The organism is Cupriavidus sp. SIMBA_020, assembly GCF_046535395.1.
GTDB classification, from domain to species: Bacteria; Pseudomonadota; Gammaproteobacteria; order Burkholderiales; family Burkholderiaceae; genus Cupriavidus; species Cupriavidus campinensis.
In genome coordinates, this window is sequence record NZ_JAWRWU010000006.1 from 193589 (window position 1) to 212281 (window position 18693).

The 18693-nt window shown below is 61.0% G+C and carries 13 protein-coding genes, 5 pseudogenes and 1 other annotated feature; of the genes and pseudogenes, 8 read left to right on the top strand and 10 right to left on the bottom strand.

Features of this window, described 5'->3' with window-relative positions:
• The first annotated feature begins 69 nt into the window (after positions 1–69).
• Positions 70–1137 (top strand): SDR family oxidoreductase, encoded by a 1068-nt coding sequence (locus SB751_RS14260; RefSeq protein ID WP_313819184.1) that lies wholly within the window; start codon positions 70–72, stop codon positions 1135–1137.
• 55 nt (positions 1138–1192) lie between these two features.
• Here SB751_RS14260 and SB751_RS14265 read toward each other — a convergent pair.
• From SB751_RS14265 to SB751_RS14275, 3 genes and pseudogenes are all read right to left on the bottom strand, one after another.
• Positions 1193–1771, bottom strand: a pseudogene (locus SB751_RS14265) (tyrosine-type recombinase/integrase).
• Positions 1719–2123, bottom strand: coding sequence for an FCD domain-containing protein (locus SB751_RS14270; RefSeq protein WP_410748161.1), 405 nt, complete (start codon positions 2121–2123; stop codon positions 1719–1721). Before SB751_RS14270 ends, SB751_RS14265 begins: the two are co-directional and overlap by 53 nt.
• Positions 2124–2159: 36 nt before the next feature.
• Complete coding sequence (locus tag SB751_RS14275) at positions 2160–2570, bottom strand: GntR family transcriptional regulator (RefSeq protein ID WP_410748162.1); 411 nt, start codon at positions 2568–2570, stop codon at positions 2160–2162.
• 233 nt (positions 2571–2803) lie between these two features.
• Here SB751_RS14275 and SB751_RS14280 point away from each other — a divergent pair.
• The 4 genes and pseudogenes from SB751_RS14280 to SB751_RS14295 form a co-directional block, all read left to right on the top strand.
• Positions 2804–3175: pseudogene (locus SB751_RS14280) on the top strand (efflux RND transporter permease subunit); the annotation flags it as partial.
• A 190-nt stretch (positions 3176–3365) separates the two neighbouring features.
• Positions 3366–3992: a DUF5666 domain-containing protein gene (locus SB751_RS14285; RefSeq protein WP_244844395.1), complete on the top strand. Its 627-nt coding sequence runs from the start codon at positions 3366–3368 to the stop codon at positions 3990–3992.
• Between the two features lie 14 nt (positions 3993–4006).
• A complete protein-coding gene (locus SB751_RS14290; RefSeq protein ID WP_410748163.1) occupies positions 4007–4618 on the top strand; it encodes a cytochrome b/b6 domain-containing protein in 612 nt (203 codons plus the stop codon).
• Positions 4615–5451 carry a molybdopterin-dependent oxidoreductase gene (locus tag SB751_RS14295; protein WP_410748164.1) on the top strand — a complete coding sequence of 279 codons (837 nt, stop codon included), beginning with the start codon at positions 4615–4617 and terminating at the stop codon, positions 5449–5451. The genes SB751_RS14290 and SB751_RS14295 overlap by 4 nt, the downstream gene beginning before the upstream one ends.
• Positions 5452–5481: 30 nt before the next feature.
• Here the strand turns inward: SB751_RS14295 and SB751_RS14300 are convergent, their stop codons facing one another.
• The 3 genes from SB751_RS14300 to SB751_RS14310 all read right to left on the bottom strand — a co-directional run bounded on the left by SB751_RS14300 (position 5482) and on the right by SB751_RS14310 (position 6824).
• On the bottom strand, positions 5482–5865 hold the full coding sequence (locus tag SB751_RS14300; RefSeq protein ID WP_410748165.1) for an SDR family oxidoreductase: 384 nt from the start codon (positions 5863–5865) through the stop codon (positions 5482–5484).
• Positions 5866–5984: 119 nt separating this feature from the next.
• Entirely contained in the window at positions 5985–6290 is a 306-nt protein-coding gene (locus tag SB751_RS14305; RefSeq protein WP_144198370.1) for a hypothetical protein, read from the bottom strand.
• Between the two features lie 111 nt (positions 6291–6401).
• Positions 6402–6824, bottom strand: coding sequence for a DUF1444 family protein (locus tag SB751_RS14310; protein WP_410748166.1), 423 nt, complete (start codon positions 6822–6824; stop codon positions 6402–6404).
• 97 nt (positions 6825–6921) lie between these two features.
• Here SB751_RS14310 and SB751_RS14315 point away from each other — a divergent pair.
• A pseudogene (locus SB751_RS14315) lies at positions 6922–7967 on the top strand (IS3 family transposase); the annotation flags it as partial.
• Positions 7020–7136 (top strand) — a sequence feature (AL1L pseudoknot). It overlaps the preceding pseudogene by 117 nt.
• Positions 7968–9037: 1070 nt before the next feature.
• Here the strand turns inward: SB751_RS14315 and SB751_RS14320 are convergent.
• Positions 9038–10225 (bottom strand): annotated as a pseudogene (locus SB751_RS14320) (response regulator); the annotation flags it as partial.
• Between SB751_RS14320 and SB751_RS14325 the strand changes: the two are divergent.
• A complete protein-coding gene (locus SB751_RS14325) occupies positions 10148–13327 on the top strand; it encodes an autotransporter outer membrane beta-barrel domain-containing protein (RefSeq protein WP_410748167.1) in 3180 nt (1059 codons plus the stop codon). The pseudogene SB751_RS14320 and the gene SB751_RS14325 overlap by 78 nt on opposite strands.
• Before the next feature lie 254 nt (positions 13328–13581).
• Here the strand turns inward: SB751_RS14325 and SB751_RS14330 are convergent, their stop codons facing one another.
• The gene (locus SB751_RS14330; RefSeq protein WP_410748168.1) at positions 13582–14982 is read right to left on the bottom strand and encodes a DUF1254 domain-containing protein; all 1401 of its coding nucleotides are present in this window, start codon (positions 14980–14982) and stop codon (positions 13582–13584) included.
• 68 nt (positions 14983–15050) lie between these two features.
• Entirely contained in the window at positions 15051–15854 is an 804-nt protein-coding gene (locus tag SB751_RS14335; RefSeq protein WP_244844392.1) for a hypothetical protein, read from the bottom strand.
• A gap of 191 nt (positions 15855–16045) precedes the next feature.
• Between SB751_RS14335 and SB751_RS14340 the strand changes: the two are divergent.
• Positions 16046–16614, top strand: a pseudogene (locus SB751_RS14340) (tyrosine-type recombinase/integrase).
• 118 nt (positions 16615–16732) lie between these two features.
• Here SB751_RS14340 and SB751_RS14345 read toward each other — a convergent pair.
• Entirely contained in the window at positions 16733–18478 is a 1746-nt protein-coding gene (locus tag SB751_RS14345; RefSeq protein ID WP_410748169.1) for an ISNCY family transposase, read from the bottom strand.
• Positions 18479–18693 lie beyond the last annotated feature (215 nt).

Below are 18693 nucleotides of genomic sequence, written 5' to 3' on the forward strand. Positions count from 1 at the left end.
GAAATATTATCGCATATGGGAATTGAGATCTGAAGTATGCTCGAGCCACGGACCAAACTAGGCTTACCAATGAATCATCGAGCACTCATCGTCGGCGCCAGCGGCATTGTCGGGCGAGCCTTGGCGGATCGTCTGCTGTCGGCGGGCTGGACCGTTTTTGGACTGTCGCGCGGACTTAATGCCGGGGTGCCGGGGTGCCGGTCCGTGGTGGCCGATCTCGCGTCCGCCGAATCCGTCGCGGCTGCGACGGCGAGCGTCGACGTTAGCCACGTGTTTTTCACCGTCTGGGCGCGGCAGGCGAATGAGAAGGAGAACATCCGCGTCAACGGCGCGATGGTCCGCAACGTCCTCGATTCGCTGGGCCGACGCGCAAAGCTCGAACATGTGGCGCTGGTGACCGGGCTGAAGCACTATCTCGGCCCGTTCGAAACCTATGCGTCTGGTGCCGTTCCGGATACGCCGTTTCGGGAATCGCAGGGACGTCAGCCGGTCGAGAATTTCTATTACGAGCAGGAGGACCGGCTCTTCGACGCGGCGGCGCGCGACGGCTTTACATGGAGCGTGCATCGCCCGCACACGGTCATCGGCTTTGCGCCCGGCAACGCGATGAACATGGGGCAGACTCTCGCCGTCTACGCGACGCTGTGTCGGCATGCTGGGTGGCCTTTCGTGTTTCCAGGGTCCGCTGCGCAGTGGAACGGCCTCACGGACATGACCGATGCCCGCCTTCTTGCACGGCATCTTGAATGGGCGTCGACGAGCGAAGCGGCGCGAAACGAAGATTTCAATGTGGTAAACGGCGACGTGTTCCGCTGGAAGACGATGTGGGGGGAACTGGCCGGTTATTTCGGCATCGAAGCGGCGCCGTTCGACGGCATCGTGCGACCACTCGAGGGTCGGATGCAGGATGCCACTGATCAATGGCGCGAGGTTGCCGCCAAGTACGGGTTGGCGGAGCCGGACATCTACCGGCTTGCTTCGTGGTGGCACACCGACGCCGATCTCGGACGTCCAATGGAAGTCGTGACGGACATGACTAAAAGCCGCAAGGCCGGTTTCCTCGATTACCAAGGTACGCCAGATGCGTTCTTCGATCTTTTCGAGCGACTGAAGGCAGAACGTCTCATTCCCGGTTGAAGGGTGGCGAACGACTGCTGTGGAGGGCGATGAGCACATCCGAGTATCGACCCCGCTATGTAACGGGAAGACAAAAATTGCTTTCCAGCTTCGCGTGGCCAAGCAACAATTGATGCTCGAGGGTTCTTAGTGCGACGGTAGATGAGCGATGCTTTGGTTCGCCGCATAGTGTGGGTGCCGTACGCGGTGTCGTCTAAGCCAATTACGCAATCCAGCGATGCACGATCCTGGCGTACTGACGAGTTGACAGGGGCCGAAGCGTGGTTCCGATTTGGAAACGAGGGGTCGGATGAAGGCAATCCGCGGTCGGCGATCCATGCCTCAAGACTTGAACGGGTCTGCTCCGTAATCTCGACTGGACCGGCCTGTGCGTCTTCTGCTAGATAACCATCGCTCGAGCACCGACGCGGCTGCCTTGACAAACGTCTCGCACGTGTAGCCTCGTGAGATCGCGTGCTCGAAGCTTGCTGTCGATCACGAGATTGAACAGCGCGAGCTCACAATGGTTCGACGACATTTGCAGCGTTGTGCGAATCGCCCAGATCTCGCAGAGCTTCAGCGGTGGCTTTTGTCCTGTGAGCTTACCCTTGTTCCACCGGACCCGCGGCGTGGCAGGTGAACTCGACGTCTCCATGATCCTCTCCTTTCTGAGGAAGGGAGGGCCAGTTTGCTCGCGCGTGTCTCGCCACTCCTTCAATCAGCCGCTCGCTCCAATACATCCAGCGCCGCCGCGTAGTTGCTCGCGCATCAGTTCCTGGACGTCGGCTGACTGATGAACGATCGCGTCGCGAATACGCACGGACTGGTTGAACGAGGCGCATGCGTCCCCCACGAACCATGGCGATGCGGCGCAGCCGTCGGACGGGTCCCATCAGGCCCAGATGGGTTTCCTGCAGTGCGCGGTTATCGGCAATCGCCATGATGATGGTGTAGAAGCGATCAAGCGCGTCCAGGTAGCCTGTCGCATCGCCGGCATCCAGTGCCACCTGCATCGCCGTCAGGACGTCATCGAGCTGAGCCGCTCACAGAGGCGTGATGCGCGCCGCGGCTTCCTGCACCGCGAGGCACTCCAGCGCTGCCCGCACTGTATAGATTTCCTCAACATCCCGGCGCGTGACGGTACGTACGTGCGCGCCGACGCGCGGCAGTATCGTCGCGAGGCCTTCGCGCTCCAGCTGGACGAACGCTTCGCGCATGGGCGTGCGGCTCACATTGAGCTGCTTGGCAATCTGTACCTCCGACAGCTGACTGCCCGGCGGCAGCACCCCCTCCACGATCGCTTCGCGCAGCGCGGCCACGACCAGCGCCTCGCTCAGTGAGTCGCTAAATGCCACGGGTGTCCGCAGACGCTCGCGATACTTGCTCGCAATCGCTTCCAGCGTCAGCTGGCCGCGCTGAGCCCGTGTGTTGTTCGCTGCGCCCTCAGTAGACATTGACTTCTCCCTGATCTATGCATACTGTGTATACAGGGTATACTAAGTATACGTCATTTTTGGGGAGCCCATGGCACCAGATCCGTTTTCGCCACCCGTGCTGATCGAACGCACCGGTAGCGTTTTGACCTCCGTCCTCAATCGGCAAGAGGCGAGGCGGGTAACGAGGTATCGGCTGCCATGTTCGACGCAATGGGGGCGGCGCTGCGAAATGAAGTCGAACAGCCTGCCTAGACATCCATTTCAAAATCGGCCTGGTCACGGATATCGGCCTCGCCGCGAGGAACGCGATCCTGACCGTCGAATTCGCGATCGAGGGACAGGCGCGCGGACTGAGCATCTACGAAGCTGTAGCCGCCGCCGCGAGGTTGCGGCTGCGTCCGATCCTGATGACCTCGATGGCGTTCATCCTCGGTGTGCTCCCACTCGTGGTATCGACCGGTGCCGGCGCAGTGTCTCGCCATGGACTCGGCATCGGCGTCATCGGCGGCATGCTCGCGGCAACCGTACTCGGGCTGCTGTTGATCCCTGTGTTCTATGTTTCGGTCAGGCGGTTACTCGGGGACAAATTGGATGCCGGCGCTGGGCATCGGCAGGAGCCCTGACGCCAGCGGGAATGGGTCGATCATGCGGTCAGGGAGCCGAACTTCAATGGATCCTACATGCAGGATGATTTTCTGTAGCAAGCGCCTCAAATCACGGTGCTGGTCGATGTTCATCCGGGTTAAAGCTATTCTGTCGCGCCCCATGGGGCGACATCCCGGCCTACCAATGTCTCTTCTCGGGAGTCCATCCATGTCATTCCTTCAACGCTCGTTCGTAGTCGGCGCCGTATCGTCCGCCATCGTTGCATCCTTCGCCGTCGCGCTGCCGGCGCAGGCGCAATCCGCCCCAATCACCGCGCTGCGCGGCAAGATCACGGCCGTCAGCGGGGACCAGATGAAGGTCCATACCCGCGCCGGCCAGGACGTCGACGTGCAGCTGAACAAGGAGACGGTGGTGCGCGTGGTGGAAAACGCCGATCCGAAGGACATCGCGCCGGGCAGCTATATTGGCACGGCGGCCGTGCCGCAGGCCGACGGTAGCCTCAAGGCGCTGGAGGTCCATGTGTTCCCGCCGAGCATGGCGGGCACCGGCGATGGCCACCGTCCGTGGGATCTGGGCAACAACAGCTCGATGACCAACGGCACGGTCGGCAACGTGCTGGTCAGCAATGGCCGCACGATTACGGTCAAGTACAAGGGCGGCGAGAAGAATATCGTCGTGCCGACCGACGTGCCCATCGTCAAGCTGGAACCGGGTGACCGCTCGCAACTGAAGGCCGGCACGAACGTGGTGCTGTTTGCCAGCAAGCAGCCCGATGGCTCGCTGGCCGCTCGTGCGATCTCCGCGGGAAAGAACGGGGTCGTGCCGCCGATGTAAAGGTGTTGTCAACCATGCGAGTCATCATTCATCCACGCTTTGTTCGCATCACGCACTGGCTCAACGCGATCGCCATCGTCTGCATGGCGTCCAGCGGCTGGGCCATCTACAACGCGTCGCCAATCTTCCCGTTTTCGTTTCCCGCGCGGCTGACACTTGGCGGGTGGCTGGGCGGCGCCATCGCGTGGCACCTGGCGGTGATGTGGCTGCTGGTGACCAACGGGCTGGTCTACCTGGCTTGCGCGCTGGCCAGTGGCCACTTGCGGCGCCGGCTCTTGCCGCTGCATCCGAGCGCCATCCTGCGCGACGGGGCGCTGGCATTGCGCTTTCGCCTGTCGCATGACAGCGGCGAGTACAACGCGGTGCAGCGACTGCTCTATGTGGGCGTGCTGCTGGTCGGCGTCGTGGTGGTGCTGTCCGGGCTGGCTATCTGGAAGCCGGTGCAGTTGCAATGGCTCACGGCGCTGATGGGCGGCTATGACAGGGCGCGCGTGGTCCATTTCGTCGCGATGGCAGCCATCGTGGCCTTTGTCGTCGTGCACTTGGTCCTGGTGTTCATGTTCCCCCGGACACTGGTGTCGATGGTGACCGGTCGCGACAATCACCGGAGTGCGCATCAATCATGAGTCAAGATCCAAGGGACAAGAAGCGGATGGAAGCCGAAGCCCCGGAGGGGTTGCATCACCCGCCACAACAGTTGCCTCGTCGCGCTTTGCCGGAAGGCATCGCCGAGGCCGATTTTCGTCCGCAACTGGTCCGCTTGCAACGCCGCATGTTCCTTCGCTCGTCGCTATCGCTGGGTGCGGTGGCGATGTTGTCCGGCTGCACGTTGCAGGATAGGGACAGCGTGGACAAGGTCCTGTGGGCGATGTCGCGCTGGAACGACCGCGTGCAGGGATGGCTGTTCAGCGGCACGCGGCTGGCGCCCACCTACACGCGTGCGCAGATCACCAATCCATTCCCTTTCAACGCGTTCTATCCCGAGTACGACGTGCCGGACATCGACGGCAGCGACTATCGACTGGAGGTCTCCGGACGCGTCCGAGACAAGCAGCCGTGGTCGCTGGAGATGCTGCGCAAACTGCCGCAGACGGGGCAGATCACGCGCCATGTCTGCATCGAGGGCTGGAGCGCCATTGGGGAATGGTCAGGCGTGCCACTGAAGACGTTCCTGCAGCACGTGGGCGCGGACCTGTCGGCGCGTTATGTGGGCTTCAAATGCGCAGACCGTTATTACTCCAGCCTCGACATGGCCTCGGCGCTGCATCCGCAAACCATCCTGGCGCTGGACTACGGCAGCGATCCGCTGCCGCCCAGGTACGGGTATCCGCTGAAGGTACGGGTGCCGACCAAGCTCGGCTTCAAGAGCCCCAAGCACGTGGCGGCGTTGTTTGTCACCAACGAGAATCCCGGTGGGTATTGGGAGGACCAGGGGTATAACTGGTTCAGCGGGCTGTAGGGCGTATGGTGGCAAACCATCAGGAGTGGTTCATAAACGGGGCGACAGGCCGCCATCGACTCGCAGACTCATGCCCGTCGTGTATCCCGCAAGTGGACTCGCAAGAAAGGCGATGGTGCCCGTGATCTCGTCGAGTCGGCCAACCCGGCCGACCGGCACCTGCGCAAGCATTGGCAGGACTGCATGCTCGATGATCTCACAGGGCGCATCCTTAACTGCCAGGCCACGATCTACGTCGACTTCACGGAACCGGCTGTTGAGGTCGGCACTATGTATCGTGCCGGGAGAGACGGCATTGACGGTAACCCCGTCGGCCGCTGCCGCCTTTGCTGGCGATACGGTCATGGAGTTCAAGGCTGCCTTGGAGGCCGAAAGCAGATCGTACTCATCGGAAATGAAACTCGTACTCCCCATAAGATTACGGACACCAGAAGCAGCCCCCACACCGTTCTATTTTTTTGTTCACGAAGCGACCCAATGGTTGTGGTCAGAGTCAGCTCGTGACTACAAAACAGACGCTCGAGATTCTATCGTCAATGTCTGCTCTTGGCCGGGTGCAGCCCTGCAGCCCTAGGCCGGAAAGGACAGGCCGACGATGGGTGCGGTGGAGATAAAACCCTCATCCGCGGATTTTGAGGTGTTCGTTCAGACTTCCCGTACCGTAGTTCCGGAATCCCAGTTTCAATCTCGGCGCGCAATGACCCCGTGAGTCGTCCGGCCATATAGACAACCTGCTCGGCCCCCGAATAGCCATCACTGATTTCCTTCACCTGGTAGCCCTTGGCTGCAGCAAGTTGGATGGCACGATTGATTGCTTCGGACTTGGTTTGTACGGTCATTGCCTGTTCCATTGTCCCTTTGATTCTGTGTCTGGCCGCATGGCAACAAGCATACCTGAATGATTCCTTGTGGGCTGCGACGGAAGCCCGCTCTATTAGGCAACCGGCAAACTAAGCCGCAAGAGCGTGAGGGACCCACTCTCCGTCACGACGAGCGAGCACGCATGTCGACAGCGCGTACCTCTTCTCAGGAAAATCTCTACTAGTCATGTCCTGCATGAATGGCAGTGCGCCTTCCCATCCAGAAGCCGACACGAACAACAGATCGCGCGCGGGAACTGCAGCGAGAATTTCGCCAGGCAACTGTTCCTCGACCTGCTCCCATAATGATTCCAAGAGCAACAACGTCGCCTCAAAACTCCCCCCTGCGGTGACCATGTAGCGAGGCGCCTCGCCATGAAACTCAATCTCGGGTAATCGCATAGGCAAATTGCGAAGGGCAACTGCATGCAACTCTTCCTCTGAAATCGAGGCGTCCGTGAGTTCTCGATAGGTAACGAAACGGAAGTGAGTTGGCAAGTCGATTGCGTACATGACGATCAAGTCCGCCGCAAACGGCCTCGTGACAGGCGACTCGTCGCGAGCGAGCACTAAGACGTCATCAGAGGGGTCGGCCGGCTCCATCACTTTGAGGATGGGGACTACCAGGCTAAGGTCCAGGCAGTCTGCTGCGCTGGAGCGTGAAGTCAAGGAACTGCGCAAGGCGAATGAGATCCTGAAGCTGGCCAGCGCGTTTTTCGCGCAGGCGGAGCTCGACCGCCGATTGAAGTGATGAGAGCCTTCATCGACAAGTACCGCGACAGCTTCGGGGTCGAGCCGATCTGCAAGGTGCTGCGGATCGCCCCGTCGGGCTATTCGCGTTACGCGGCGCAGCGGTGCAATCCCGCCCTGCGCAGTGCCAGAGCCCGGCGTGACGATGTTCTGATCGCGCATGTCGAGCGCGTCTGGCAAGCCAACATGCAGGTCTATGGCGCCGACAAGGTCTGGAAGCAATTGAACCGTGATGGCATTCCGGTGGCCCGTTGCACCGTCGAGCGGCTCATGCGCCGCCGAGGGCTGCGCGGTGTCGTCCGCGGCAAGGTGGTGCGCACGACCACAAGCGATACGCGAGCGCCGTGTCCGCTTGATCGCGTCAATCGACAGTTCAAGGCCGACCGACCCAATCAGCTTTGGGTTTCCGATTTCACCTACGTCTCGACCTGGCAGGGCTGGCTGTACGTGGCCTTCGTCATCGACGTGTTCGCCCGGCGCATCGTTGGTTGGCGGGTCAGCAGTTCCATGAACACCGATTTCGTGCTCGATTCCCTGGAGCAGGCACTGTACGCCCGGCAGCCTGAACCGGAGAATGCCTTGATCCACCATAGCGACAGGGGTTCGCAATACGTATCGATTCGCTATAGCGAACGCCTGGGCGAAGCCGGCATCGAGCCTTCAGTGGGCAGCAGGGGCGACAGCTACGATAATGCGCTGGCCGAGACGATCAACGGCCTGTACAAGGCCGAGTTGATTCACCGCCGTGCTCCGTGGAGGACCCGGGAATCGCTTGAGCTGGCAACGCTGGAATGGGTGTCCTGGTTCAACCATCACCGGCTGCTCGGCTCCATCGGGTACGTGCCGCCGGCCGAGGCCGAAGCAACGTATTATCGGCAACTTACCGAACAGGCCGCCACGGCCTGACTTAAACCAACCAGCCTCCACGAAAGCCGGGGCGGTTCAATAACCCGCGAACCTGTCCATTAGAGCGGGGCCCGCTCACTATCCCGACGCGGAATGGTAGTTCAACGGGCGAACCGGCAGACCGCGAATGGGCGGAATTTGCCTCTGTCGCCAGGGCGACCGTCACGGAGAGAGCGACGGCGGAGACGGGCCGCAGCGGACATTGAGACTCTCACCCAGATTCGTGGCCATGGACCGGCGGGGGCTAGACGCCATCTCCCTACCGAGGAGCTTGCCAAAGTTTCGTGTCGTGCTGGCAACGGCCAAATATGAGTGGTGATCTAGCTACCTTCCTGAACTGCCCCCGAAGTGCGGGGCGCCTCGAAGGAGAGCCGGACAATGCGCGCCGGGATATGTTCGATCTGTAGCCGCGCCCCGAACTCGCGTGCAAAAGCTTCGCAGCTTGCCATCCCGGACGCGTCGACGGCGTACCTCTCGTCCCGCCGATCCGATATCTTTTGACCCGCGATGGCCAGTTGTACGGCCAGCAACCCGGTACTGCGGACCGTGGCCTGAAGGGTCACCCGTAGCGAAGCCTCGGTGCGCATAGAGACTGTATTGAGGGCGCTTCGGACCAGCTCTCTGTAGAGCGTGCGATTTACCCAGACCGGCAGGCGCACCGCCCCTTCAGCCTGCCACTCGAGCACCGGGCTTGCCTTCCCCCGATCATGCCAATCCTTGACAATCGCCTGTGTTTCCGTGTCCAGGCACACCTGCGACAGGGCCGGCGCCTCTTTCTGCATGGTCAGCAGGTTCCGGGCATCGTCGAGCTGTTCACGAAACCTCGCCCACAGCGCCCCTGCGCTTTCCGCTTGCACCGCAGCCGTTGCAGCTGCATCCACGTTGAAGATTTCTGTCAATATGTCAGCGGTCCGCGAAAGCGCCCCGTAATGATCAAGCAGAAGGGTATGCCTCGCTGCGTCGAATGCCGTGGCCCGAGCGGCTTCGTCGCGCAGCGTGACAAACAACGCTTCGCGCGGCGTAACATCGATGGTTCCACATAACATGGCGACCCTCTCGCCATCGGCGTTGTGGACAGGAGCACCCCAATGGTGGGCAAGGAATACTCTGCCGTCGTCGCGGATGCCTCCCCACTCCAGACCGTATGCAGCATCGTGCTTCACCGCTTCCGTGAAACGCCGGGTTAGAAGTTCCGACTGGCGCGCATCGTTGCTGAACTGGGCAAGCACTTCCTCGAGCGAGGTTCCCGTCAGTTCCGCATGTTCTCCCGCCGCGAGACGCGCCCGATCGTTCGCATAGAGCACACGTCCTGCGCTATCACGCAGCGTCGCAGGCACCGGCAACGCATCGACCACGCTGCGCATTTCCATTCCCCCTGACGATGACATGTCGCCACCACTGACCTGTCCTGCCGCTTCACCAGTTTCATAGCGCCGCACGAGTTCGCCGAGTTCGATCAGTGTGCGCACGTTCAGCTTCTTCATCAACCGCGTCTTGTAGGTACCGATGGTTCGATCGCTTAGCAGCAACCGTTCCGCGATCTCGGTCATGCGCATGCCCTCCGCCAGGTAGCGCATCACGGTCAGTTCGCGAGGAGACAACGCGAGCAAACGCTCGGCTTCCGGGGATGGCGCCGCGCCGGCAGATTCCGACATCGGGAAGTAAGTTCGACGCAAACCGAGCGCCCGCACGCCTGCGACAAGTTCTTCGGGCGCGCCGGCTTTGCTGACAAAGCCGGCGGCGCCGGCTTCCGTGGCCAGCGCAATGGAAGCCGCACTGTCGATCGCGCTGTAAACCAGGCTATGTACCGCGCTGGCGTAATGCCGCAGGCGGCGTAGTACCTCCAGGCCATTCAGGCGGTGGAGACGGAGCTCCAGGATGAGGATCTCTGCCTGTAACTGGCGAACGTGACGGATGGCATCGAGTCCATCGGCGGTTTCCGCGAGTACCTCGTGCCCCGCTCGCTCGAGCAGCAAACGGGCGCCCTGCCGTATCAGGGGATGTGGATCAGCAATAACAATGCGGCCCATTCGACACTCCGTTAGGTGACCCGGCACGCGCGGCGTGGTGAAGGGAGTGTAGTGGTTTCCTGACACGAAAATCGTGGTTCCCTTATTTTGGCGGCTTCCGGCGATTTCCATACTTTCAGTGTTCCCAATCACTGCATCGAGGGAGAAGCCATGAACAAGATCTTCCATACCGTCTGGAATGCGGCACTTAACGCATGGGTCGCCGTCAGCGAAATCGCCACGTCGCATAGCAAGGCCACGTCGTTGCTCACGGGTGCCATGCTGATTGCCGCAGCACCGGTGGCGCATGCCGCACTGCCGTCGTGGCAGGAGCTTGGGACCTATTACTACGACAACGGCACCTATCAGACCTACCTGGGCGGGCAGGGAGACAAGACATGGGTTCCCAACGCTACGGGCACCTACGGCAACTTCGCTGCGCAGATTCGCGGTGACAACGTGTTCCGCGAGAACGGCGGCGAACTGAACTTCGCCGGGGGCTACTACCGCAATACCGGCCGGATCATCGTGCTCGACGGCGTGACCGGCAAGATCACCGGCGGCGGTGGCGACGTCACCCCCAACATCCTGTCAGACCCCGCAAAATCCGCAGCCAATATCCTGTTGTACAACCCGAACATAAAGAATCCCCCCTACCAGCTCATCATCGGCGACAACGCCACGCTCGAAGTCGCCCTGCGCGGTACCTCCAGCACGCCGTGGGGCAAGAACTACATCATGTTCACCAACAACGGCAACTACAGCAATAACGGATCGAACTACCTGCTCGGCACGAACGCCCATGTGATGGTCACCTCGGGCGGGTTCCGCCTCGACCCGTACACCCACGATCGCTTCAATCTCTCGAACATCATCTTCAACGGCGGGTACTTCTCCACCCGTGACGGCGATGACACCGTCTATGCGGACGAGAACGGCCAGGCTGTGGGCTATGTCGAGCTGGGCAAGGGCGCGGACCAGTTTATCGTGCTGCCCGGTGTCAGTATCGTCGGCCATGCAAAGGGCAACATGGTCAAGATGTACGAGACGCAGACGGGCGACAAATGGAGCGCGCACCTGACGGGCAGCCAGAATGACAGCTCCGCCCATGACAACCCCGACGACCTCGTGGAACTCCGAGAAGGTTCGACAGCCTCGGGCATCAACTTTTCCTTCGGCCAGTACAACGACACGATGATCCTCGCAGACGGCGCTAGGCTACTGGGAGGCACCGTCGACATGTTTAGCGGCAACGACACCCTCGTGGCGCATGCGGATCCCTCCAGCGGCCCGGGCATCGACCTGACCGAGGGCGCCTCCATCGATATGGGCGCCGGCAACGACATTCTTACGCTACACGGCACCACATTGCATGCGGTCGGAACCGCCACGGCGGCAGCCGTACGCATGGGCGCCGGCGACGACACCATCGACCTTAACAAGCAAACGGTGCTGGGCACGACAGGGCGGACGACCATCGACCTTGGGGCCGGCAATGACACCCTCAATATCGCGGACGCGACGCTGCGCGACACCACAGTCAACATGGCTTCCGGCAACGACACCGTGAACGTGCGGGCTAGTGCCGCCGCAGGACAGAGCGTGTTCGATGGACAAATCGCCTTCCTCCGTGGCAACACTGCAGCCGACAACCAGTTCCACGTCACAGACGCCGCAACGCTGACGCTGACGCACGGCAGTTCGCTGGACTTCGCCGGACGGATTCACGTCGATGAAGGAGGCATCCTGCGCGGCGAGGGCAGCACCAGCGTGGTCGCCGAAAGCGGCACCGACATCCGCGGGACCGTGCAGATGGACAACGTCGGTGTCGGCGGCACCGGCACCTTGACGCTGGCAGGTGGCGCCACCAACGGCGGGATCGTGATCTTGGCGGGCCCATCCACCAGCATACCTGGCAACACCCTGATCGTTCGGGACGGCTACGCTGGCGACGATGGTCGCATCGTGATCCGTACGGTAATGGGCGACGACGACTCTCCCACCGACAGGCTTGTGCTGGAGGGCGGCGACGGCACGGGTCAGACCGGACTTGTCGTGAAGTCGGCGGGCGGCGGTGGCGCATTGACCAACCAGGGCATCCGCGTCGTGGAAACGCGCGACGGCGCCACCACGGCCGATGGCGCATTTCATCTGGACCCGGCTTCGGACGGATACCGGCAGGGCATTGGCTCGTTGGCAGTTGGCGCCTACGACTATCTACTGGCGCGTGGCGGCAATGGGGGCATCGCCGAGGACTGGTACCTGATCTCTCGGACAGAAGCCGGCAACACCACGCCTGTGGATACACACCCGGCGGTGCCGGAGGACCCGTTGAATCCTGGTGCGCCGCAGGACACCACCCTACCCACGGTATCGGACACTCTCCCAGCCGCCCCCGCTTACCGCCCCGAAGTCGGCGCCTATCTCGGCAACAGGCAGGCCGCCGCGACAATGCCCGTCCATACCCTGCATGAACGCCAGGGCCAAGCACCGGGGCTGCGCGACCCCGACTCGGACCATCCCGGCGACTCGTCGGCATGGGCGCGCGCGATGGGAGCCACCAGCCACCACGACGGGGCGAATGACTTGCACGGCGCCAATACCGGCTACATCGTCCACGCTGGTAGCGACGTGCTGCGATTCGCCGATGGGAAAGACGGCAGCATCCGCCTCGGTGTCATGGGCCTATACGGCAGTACATCCAGCCGCACCGACAATGGCACCATTGGCGCGCGTGGCACCGTTGACGGTTATCAGGGCGGCATCTATGGCACATGGTACGGCCGTCCCGACATCCTTTCCGGTCCCTATGTCGATACCTGGCTGCTCCTGGGCACGCAAACCAACACGGTGATGGGTGACGGCCTGCCATCCGAGTCATATCGCTCCCACACCTTCACCGGCTCGCTCGAGGGCGGATACTCGTTCCTGATTCGCGATAGCGGCCGCACGCAAGTCTATGTCGAACCCCAAGCGCAGGTCGTGCTGCAACGCTACCGCGCCGGCGACCATGCCGAAGCCGGCGGCACCGTGGTGACTTCCGCGAGCGATGACTGGCTGACCACCCGGCTCGGTGTGCGCTTGCACGGCAACGTGATGAACGATGAGGGCCTGCCACGCTACCGCCCGTTCGCCGAATTCAACTGGTGGCACGGTCCCGGGTCCCAGACGCTGCAATTCAATAGCGATGTGGTGCGCGATGCCTTGCCGGCAAACCGCTACGAAGTGAAAGCGGGCGTCCAAGGGAATATCACACGGCGGACGTCGGTATGGGGCAGCGCCGGCGTCGAAACGGGTTCCGGCGGCTATCTAGGGGGCAAAGCGGCGATCGGTGTCAAATACAACTGGTAGCGCGACGCGCACCGCCGGCCGACATGAGCCTTCGTACCGGTGTAAGCCGTGCGGATCTCCCCATCGTCCGCTAAGGGATCGATAGCGGTCCATCACAACTGGCTGATTCCACATGGCGCGGCCGTATTTAACCTCTACACCCGACTCTGCGTCGGACAGTCGCCGCCGCTGCTCCATCGCCACCTTGCAATACACAGGCCGTGGTGGACGTCTCAACAGGAGCCATTGATCCTTGTGCCGAGTGGACGGGCCCCTTAATTGACCACTTCGAGATCCGGTAACTTCCACGTCTTGTCGAAGAACGGTTTTTCAGGCCCATACAGCCGGAAAAGCACCTCGAAACGTCCGGCCCGGCTCGTGGGAATCCAGTTGATTTCCTTGCCCGCGGGTGGAGTCGGCCCGAAATAGATGTCGACAGAACCATCAGCGTTTGAACGCAGGCCAGGGGACGTAGAGGAGCGGCTCGCCCAGCGCATGTTGCGAATCAGCGCGTGGGTGCGTCCATCGTAGACCGTGGCTGACCAATAGAGTTTGACCGGCGCGTTTGCCGGTACGGTCAGCCGATAGGATTTCCGGCCATCGAGCCTGTTTCCATTCTTGTCCTTGATAGTCATCAGATAGAACTGGCCTGTTCCGATCCGCTTCGCGCTGAAGTAGGCCATCGAGTACGTAATAGCGCGCCCATCTATAGGATAACTATCCGGCTTCGCAAAAAAGTTCGGCATCCCTTCGGCAACTTCGGAAGACGCCGGCAAAGCCCAATGCGTGCCTTCGTTGAATGGCGGAATGAAGACCTTCTCGTATTGGACATCAATGTACGCGCGTGCTTCTCGCGCTGCCGACGCAAGGATGGCATTCGCCTTCGCGTCAGGGGTGAAACGCTTGCCTTGCCGAATGCCAATCGATGTCAGGATGTCGATCATCACTTTATCGCGCGTCAGCCAAGGTTCGGCCTGCACGAAGCGGTCAAGTGCGTCGAAATATGTCGCATCGTAGGGGATGGTTGAATCGAAGACCTGATCATAGGCATCGACGAACTTGGTCTGCTCGTGGGCAGAAGACAATGGGTAGAACTTGATGCGCTTTCCATACGTAACTGCCTTCTCGATGTCGGCATCGCTGCCCGATTGCAAATTCGAGCGAAGAATGGCAAAGCCACGATACGTATCGGACCGAACGGGCCGGTAGCCGTCGGGAACGGCCTCTTTGTAATCGGGTGGCATGATGAGGTATTTGCCACCGTTGCCCTTGTCCGCGCCGGCCGGACCCACGTCCTCGAGCGCGTTTTGCCACGCATCGTCGATACTTCCGGTGATTGAGCCATCCTCGGCCGGCGGAATTTCAAGAACCATGGGCCCTTGCCGTACATCGTAAAACGGCATGAGATAGATCGTATCCGGATTGGGTGTGAGTGTTTGGTTCTTCCAATTTAGCGGTCGGGACCAGTACGCGACCTGGTTAGACGCTCCGCCAAGCCTTTGGAATGCGTCCAGCATCAACTGGAAGTTGACCGCTGGCATGCCCCAGAGAACCGCCTCAACGGCACGCCTCTCCATCATGCGTTCTGCAAGCTCTCGATTCGGCCCCTTTGCGGCTGGCGGAGCGGCCCACGACGAATGCAAGGACAGTATCAGGATGAGGGTGCCGAGCACCATCTTTGTCATTCTCGTCATCACGTTCTGCGCTCCATATTGGACGGGTGGTCAGCTGGCGAGCTCATGCCCTACCTCCCGAATGTCATGTTCAGGCCTGCAAACACGGTCCACTGGGGAACGCCATTGCCGTCGTGTGCCACCGTGTACTGGGGTTCGATAAAGGCGTTGAAGATAGTTTTCCCCTCTTTCCATGCCTTGCCTGCCCCCATGCCGATTGGGATGTAATAACTCCCACGTTGGAGGTCGAAGCTCCACACGCCGGTGGACCGAATGTACCAACCACCTGGAAGGTTAAAGATGCCAAATGGCTGGACAGTCAAGCCTTGCACCGCAGGTCGGCTGCTTTGCCCAGCGAAAGAATGTTGCCACTGGATCAATGCGCCAATCAACCGGGCAGGTGTCGGATCGACGATCACCGCTGCGACGCCCGCCTGCCATTTCCCGGTCCCCAAGCTCGCATCCGTGGCAGTGGGCATGGTCAGCAACGGTCCCACGCCAACTTGCACGCCAGTTTGCTTGAGCAGAAATATATCGAACAGATTGATGTCGCCAAGCCCCGTATCGTATGTGCCATCCGATCGAGGGCGGGTGCTCAACGGAGCGGTTACACGCAGGATTTGCGGCACCCCGACTAAGCCGCGGGGAAGAATAGGCAGCGTACCCCGGAGCAGAAAGTCATTGGTATGGGCGTCGCTCCCAAACAAGCGTGGCGTGTAGTAATTTTGCAAATTGAGCGACGGAGCGGGGTTGAGCGGATTATTGCTCGCGTTCGCCTCTTCGGTAGAAACCTGTGCGTTGCACTGCCCGCCCCACGTGACAAGTGCTAAAAAAGCCGCACACGCGGCCCCCGCCAACGTACGACGAATCGTCATCGCGAACCCCAATTGTTCGGCGGCAGCTCGCCCGCCACCAAAGTTAGTTGAAATTGGAGTACTAAGTTTGACGCGTCAGGACCAGCCGTAGAAGTTAAATTTTTCGATGGCGATATAAAAAAATATGAGAGCTGTGGCGTTTCCACGTGTACTTGACCCCAAGCGCAGCCTTCGTCTGAAAGGAGATCGTCATGGAATTAGTGAATTCGTCTGTTCGCTATCGTGTGCCGTGGAATAAGGGCTTACCGGACAAAAGCCGCCATTGAAACTCAGCGAGGTCTGGGCTATTCGCACGAGACTGCAGATGTCTGCAAACATCCGCGATCTAGCTATGTTTAATCTCGCAATTGATAGCAAGCTGCGAGCTTGCGACTTGACTCGTCTTCGCGTGCAAGACATCTGCCATGGTAACCAAGTGGCCATGCGAGCGACGGTACTGCAACAGAAGACTCAGCGACCCGTTCAGTTCGAGATCACCGCCCCGACTCGTGAGAGCGTGGAAGCTTGGATCAAGGATCGAGGATTGAAGCCAACGAACTTCCTATTCCCCAGCAGACTGCTTTCATCGCCGCACCTGTCCACCAGGCAGTATTCTCGATTAGCCCATGGCTGGGTTGCCTCCATCGGCCTTGACGATACAGCTTACGGCACACACAACATGCGACGCACCAAAGTCGCATTGATCTACCGCTGCACCAAGAATTTGCGCGCCACACAGTTGCTTCTGGGTCATGTATCGTTTTCCACACACCAGATATAAAGGCAGTTGAAATCAGATACGCACTTGGTTGCCATCCGCTCGGCAAGCGGTCCTGTGGGACTCGCTAAGCTGTCGCCGCTAGCAAACGCCCCAGCGACGGCATCCCGACCAATATCTGTCATTGACGAGGTGGTAGCCCAATGACCCAGAAGGGTCGTAAGGCGCCACTATGCGGTGGGCGGCTTCGGAGGACCCCCTCTGCTGAATCGTCGTTCAATGCGGGGGAAAGAGGGTGATGTTGCATCGCCCGCTCCAGATCGAGCCAATTCACCAGCCGCTGTCGCTTGACGTTCAGCGGTACCGTTGCGGGCCGCGGGGGCTCGCCGTGGAAGGTGCGGGAGGGCGCGCCGAAACGGCGGTTGTCGCGCAGCGACTGCACCTCGGCCGCAATGGCCAGTGCGTGACCCAAGCGCTTGTTCTCAACGATGGCGCCCTGGTCGACCTCCGGGAACCGGTCGTAGGTGGTGTAGGGCAGGGAAGTGCCATCCGCCCACAGCTCGATGCGCCCGTCCGGATACTCGGCCACCTCGATGTAGCGATGGATCAGGCGGCGGTGTTCCGGAAGATCCTCCAGCAGGTATAGCACCTTGGCGTACTGCAGCGTCAGACTCTGTGAGACCTTGCGCCACTCCCGCCAGCTGAAGATCCGCGCCAGGTCCTCGTCGCCGCGCAGCGGCCGGTGTGCGTCGAAGTCGCTGCGTGGCACCCTGGCGAAGCGGGTATTGAAATCGGCCATGAAGGCCGGGGCATAGGCGTTGGCTGCGTCCATCGTGCGGATCCCGCGCAGGCGCAGCTCCTTCACCAAGCGGTCCTGCAGCGTGCCATTCATCCGTTCCACACGGCCCTTGGCCTGGCCGTACTGCAGCGTCAGACTCTGCGAGACCTTGCGCCACTCGCGCCAGCTGAAGATCCGTTCCAGGTCTTCGTCGCCACGCAGCGATCGATGGGCGTCAAAGTCGCTGCGCGGCACCTTGCCGAAGCGCGCGTTGAAGTCCGCCATGAAGGCCGGCGCGTAGGCGTTGGCGGCTTCCATGCTGGAAATCTCCCGCAGCCGCAATTCCTTGACCAACCGGTCCTGCAGCGTGCCATTCATCCGTTCCACGCGGCCCTTGGCCTGGCTCGTGTTGGCGCACAGGATGTCGATGTTCAGCTCGAACAGCGCCCGCCCAAACTGCGTATAACCGCGTTCCTCGGGCGATGGCGGCCGGTTCGAACGGAAGATCCCGGCCTTGTCGGAATAAAAGGCCATCGGCTTGCCGTGGCACCCGACATAGGCCCGTGTCGCCATGAAGTACGCCAGCGTCGATTCGGTCGGCACGAACAGCAATTGCATCAGGCGGCCCGTGACGTCGTCAACAAACACCAGCAGCGTGCACGCCGGCGCGCGGTCCTCGAACCACGCGTGATCGCTGCCGTCGATCTGCACCAGCTCGCCCAGGCAGGCCCGGCGGTTGCGCTGCTGGTGGACCTTGGGCGGGCGCAGCTTCCTTGGCACCCAGAAGCCGGCGTCAATCATGATCCGGCGCACGCATGCCGGCGAGATCTCGATGCCATGGCGCTCGCGCAGCTTCTCGCAGGCCAGTGTGGGGCCGAAGTCGGCGTAGCTGTCGCGGATCAGGCCACGGACACGGGATTCCACGCCCGGAGGCAGTTGCCGGTTGCTGGAACGCCCGCGTTTGCGCGAAACCAGGCCGGTGGGTCCGTCTTCCAGAAGCCGCAGAACCAGCCGCCTGACATGCCTGCAGCTGAGGCCCAGACGTTCGGCAGCCCGCCAGCGCGCCAAATGGCCGTCGGCCACCGCCTGGATCACCTTCATGCGGTCCACCTCGCGCATGCTCATGGTCACCAATCCCTGTCCGTGCATCGCTGCCTCCCGAAGCGCCCGGCGAACTTCGGAGCCTACGGGGAGACAGCCTCAGGTGACATCTCTATTCATCGCAAAGGTGACATTACTAATAATGGCCAACATGAACTGTCCACATAATCTATCTTATGTTAAATATAGGCTGCACTTTGTTGCCCCCAAACCATCCGATCAACAGTCAGTCCTGTCTAGCTTCTATCTTTCCTGCGGTAGGA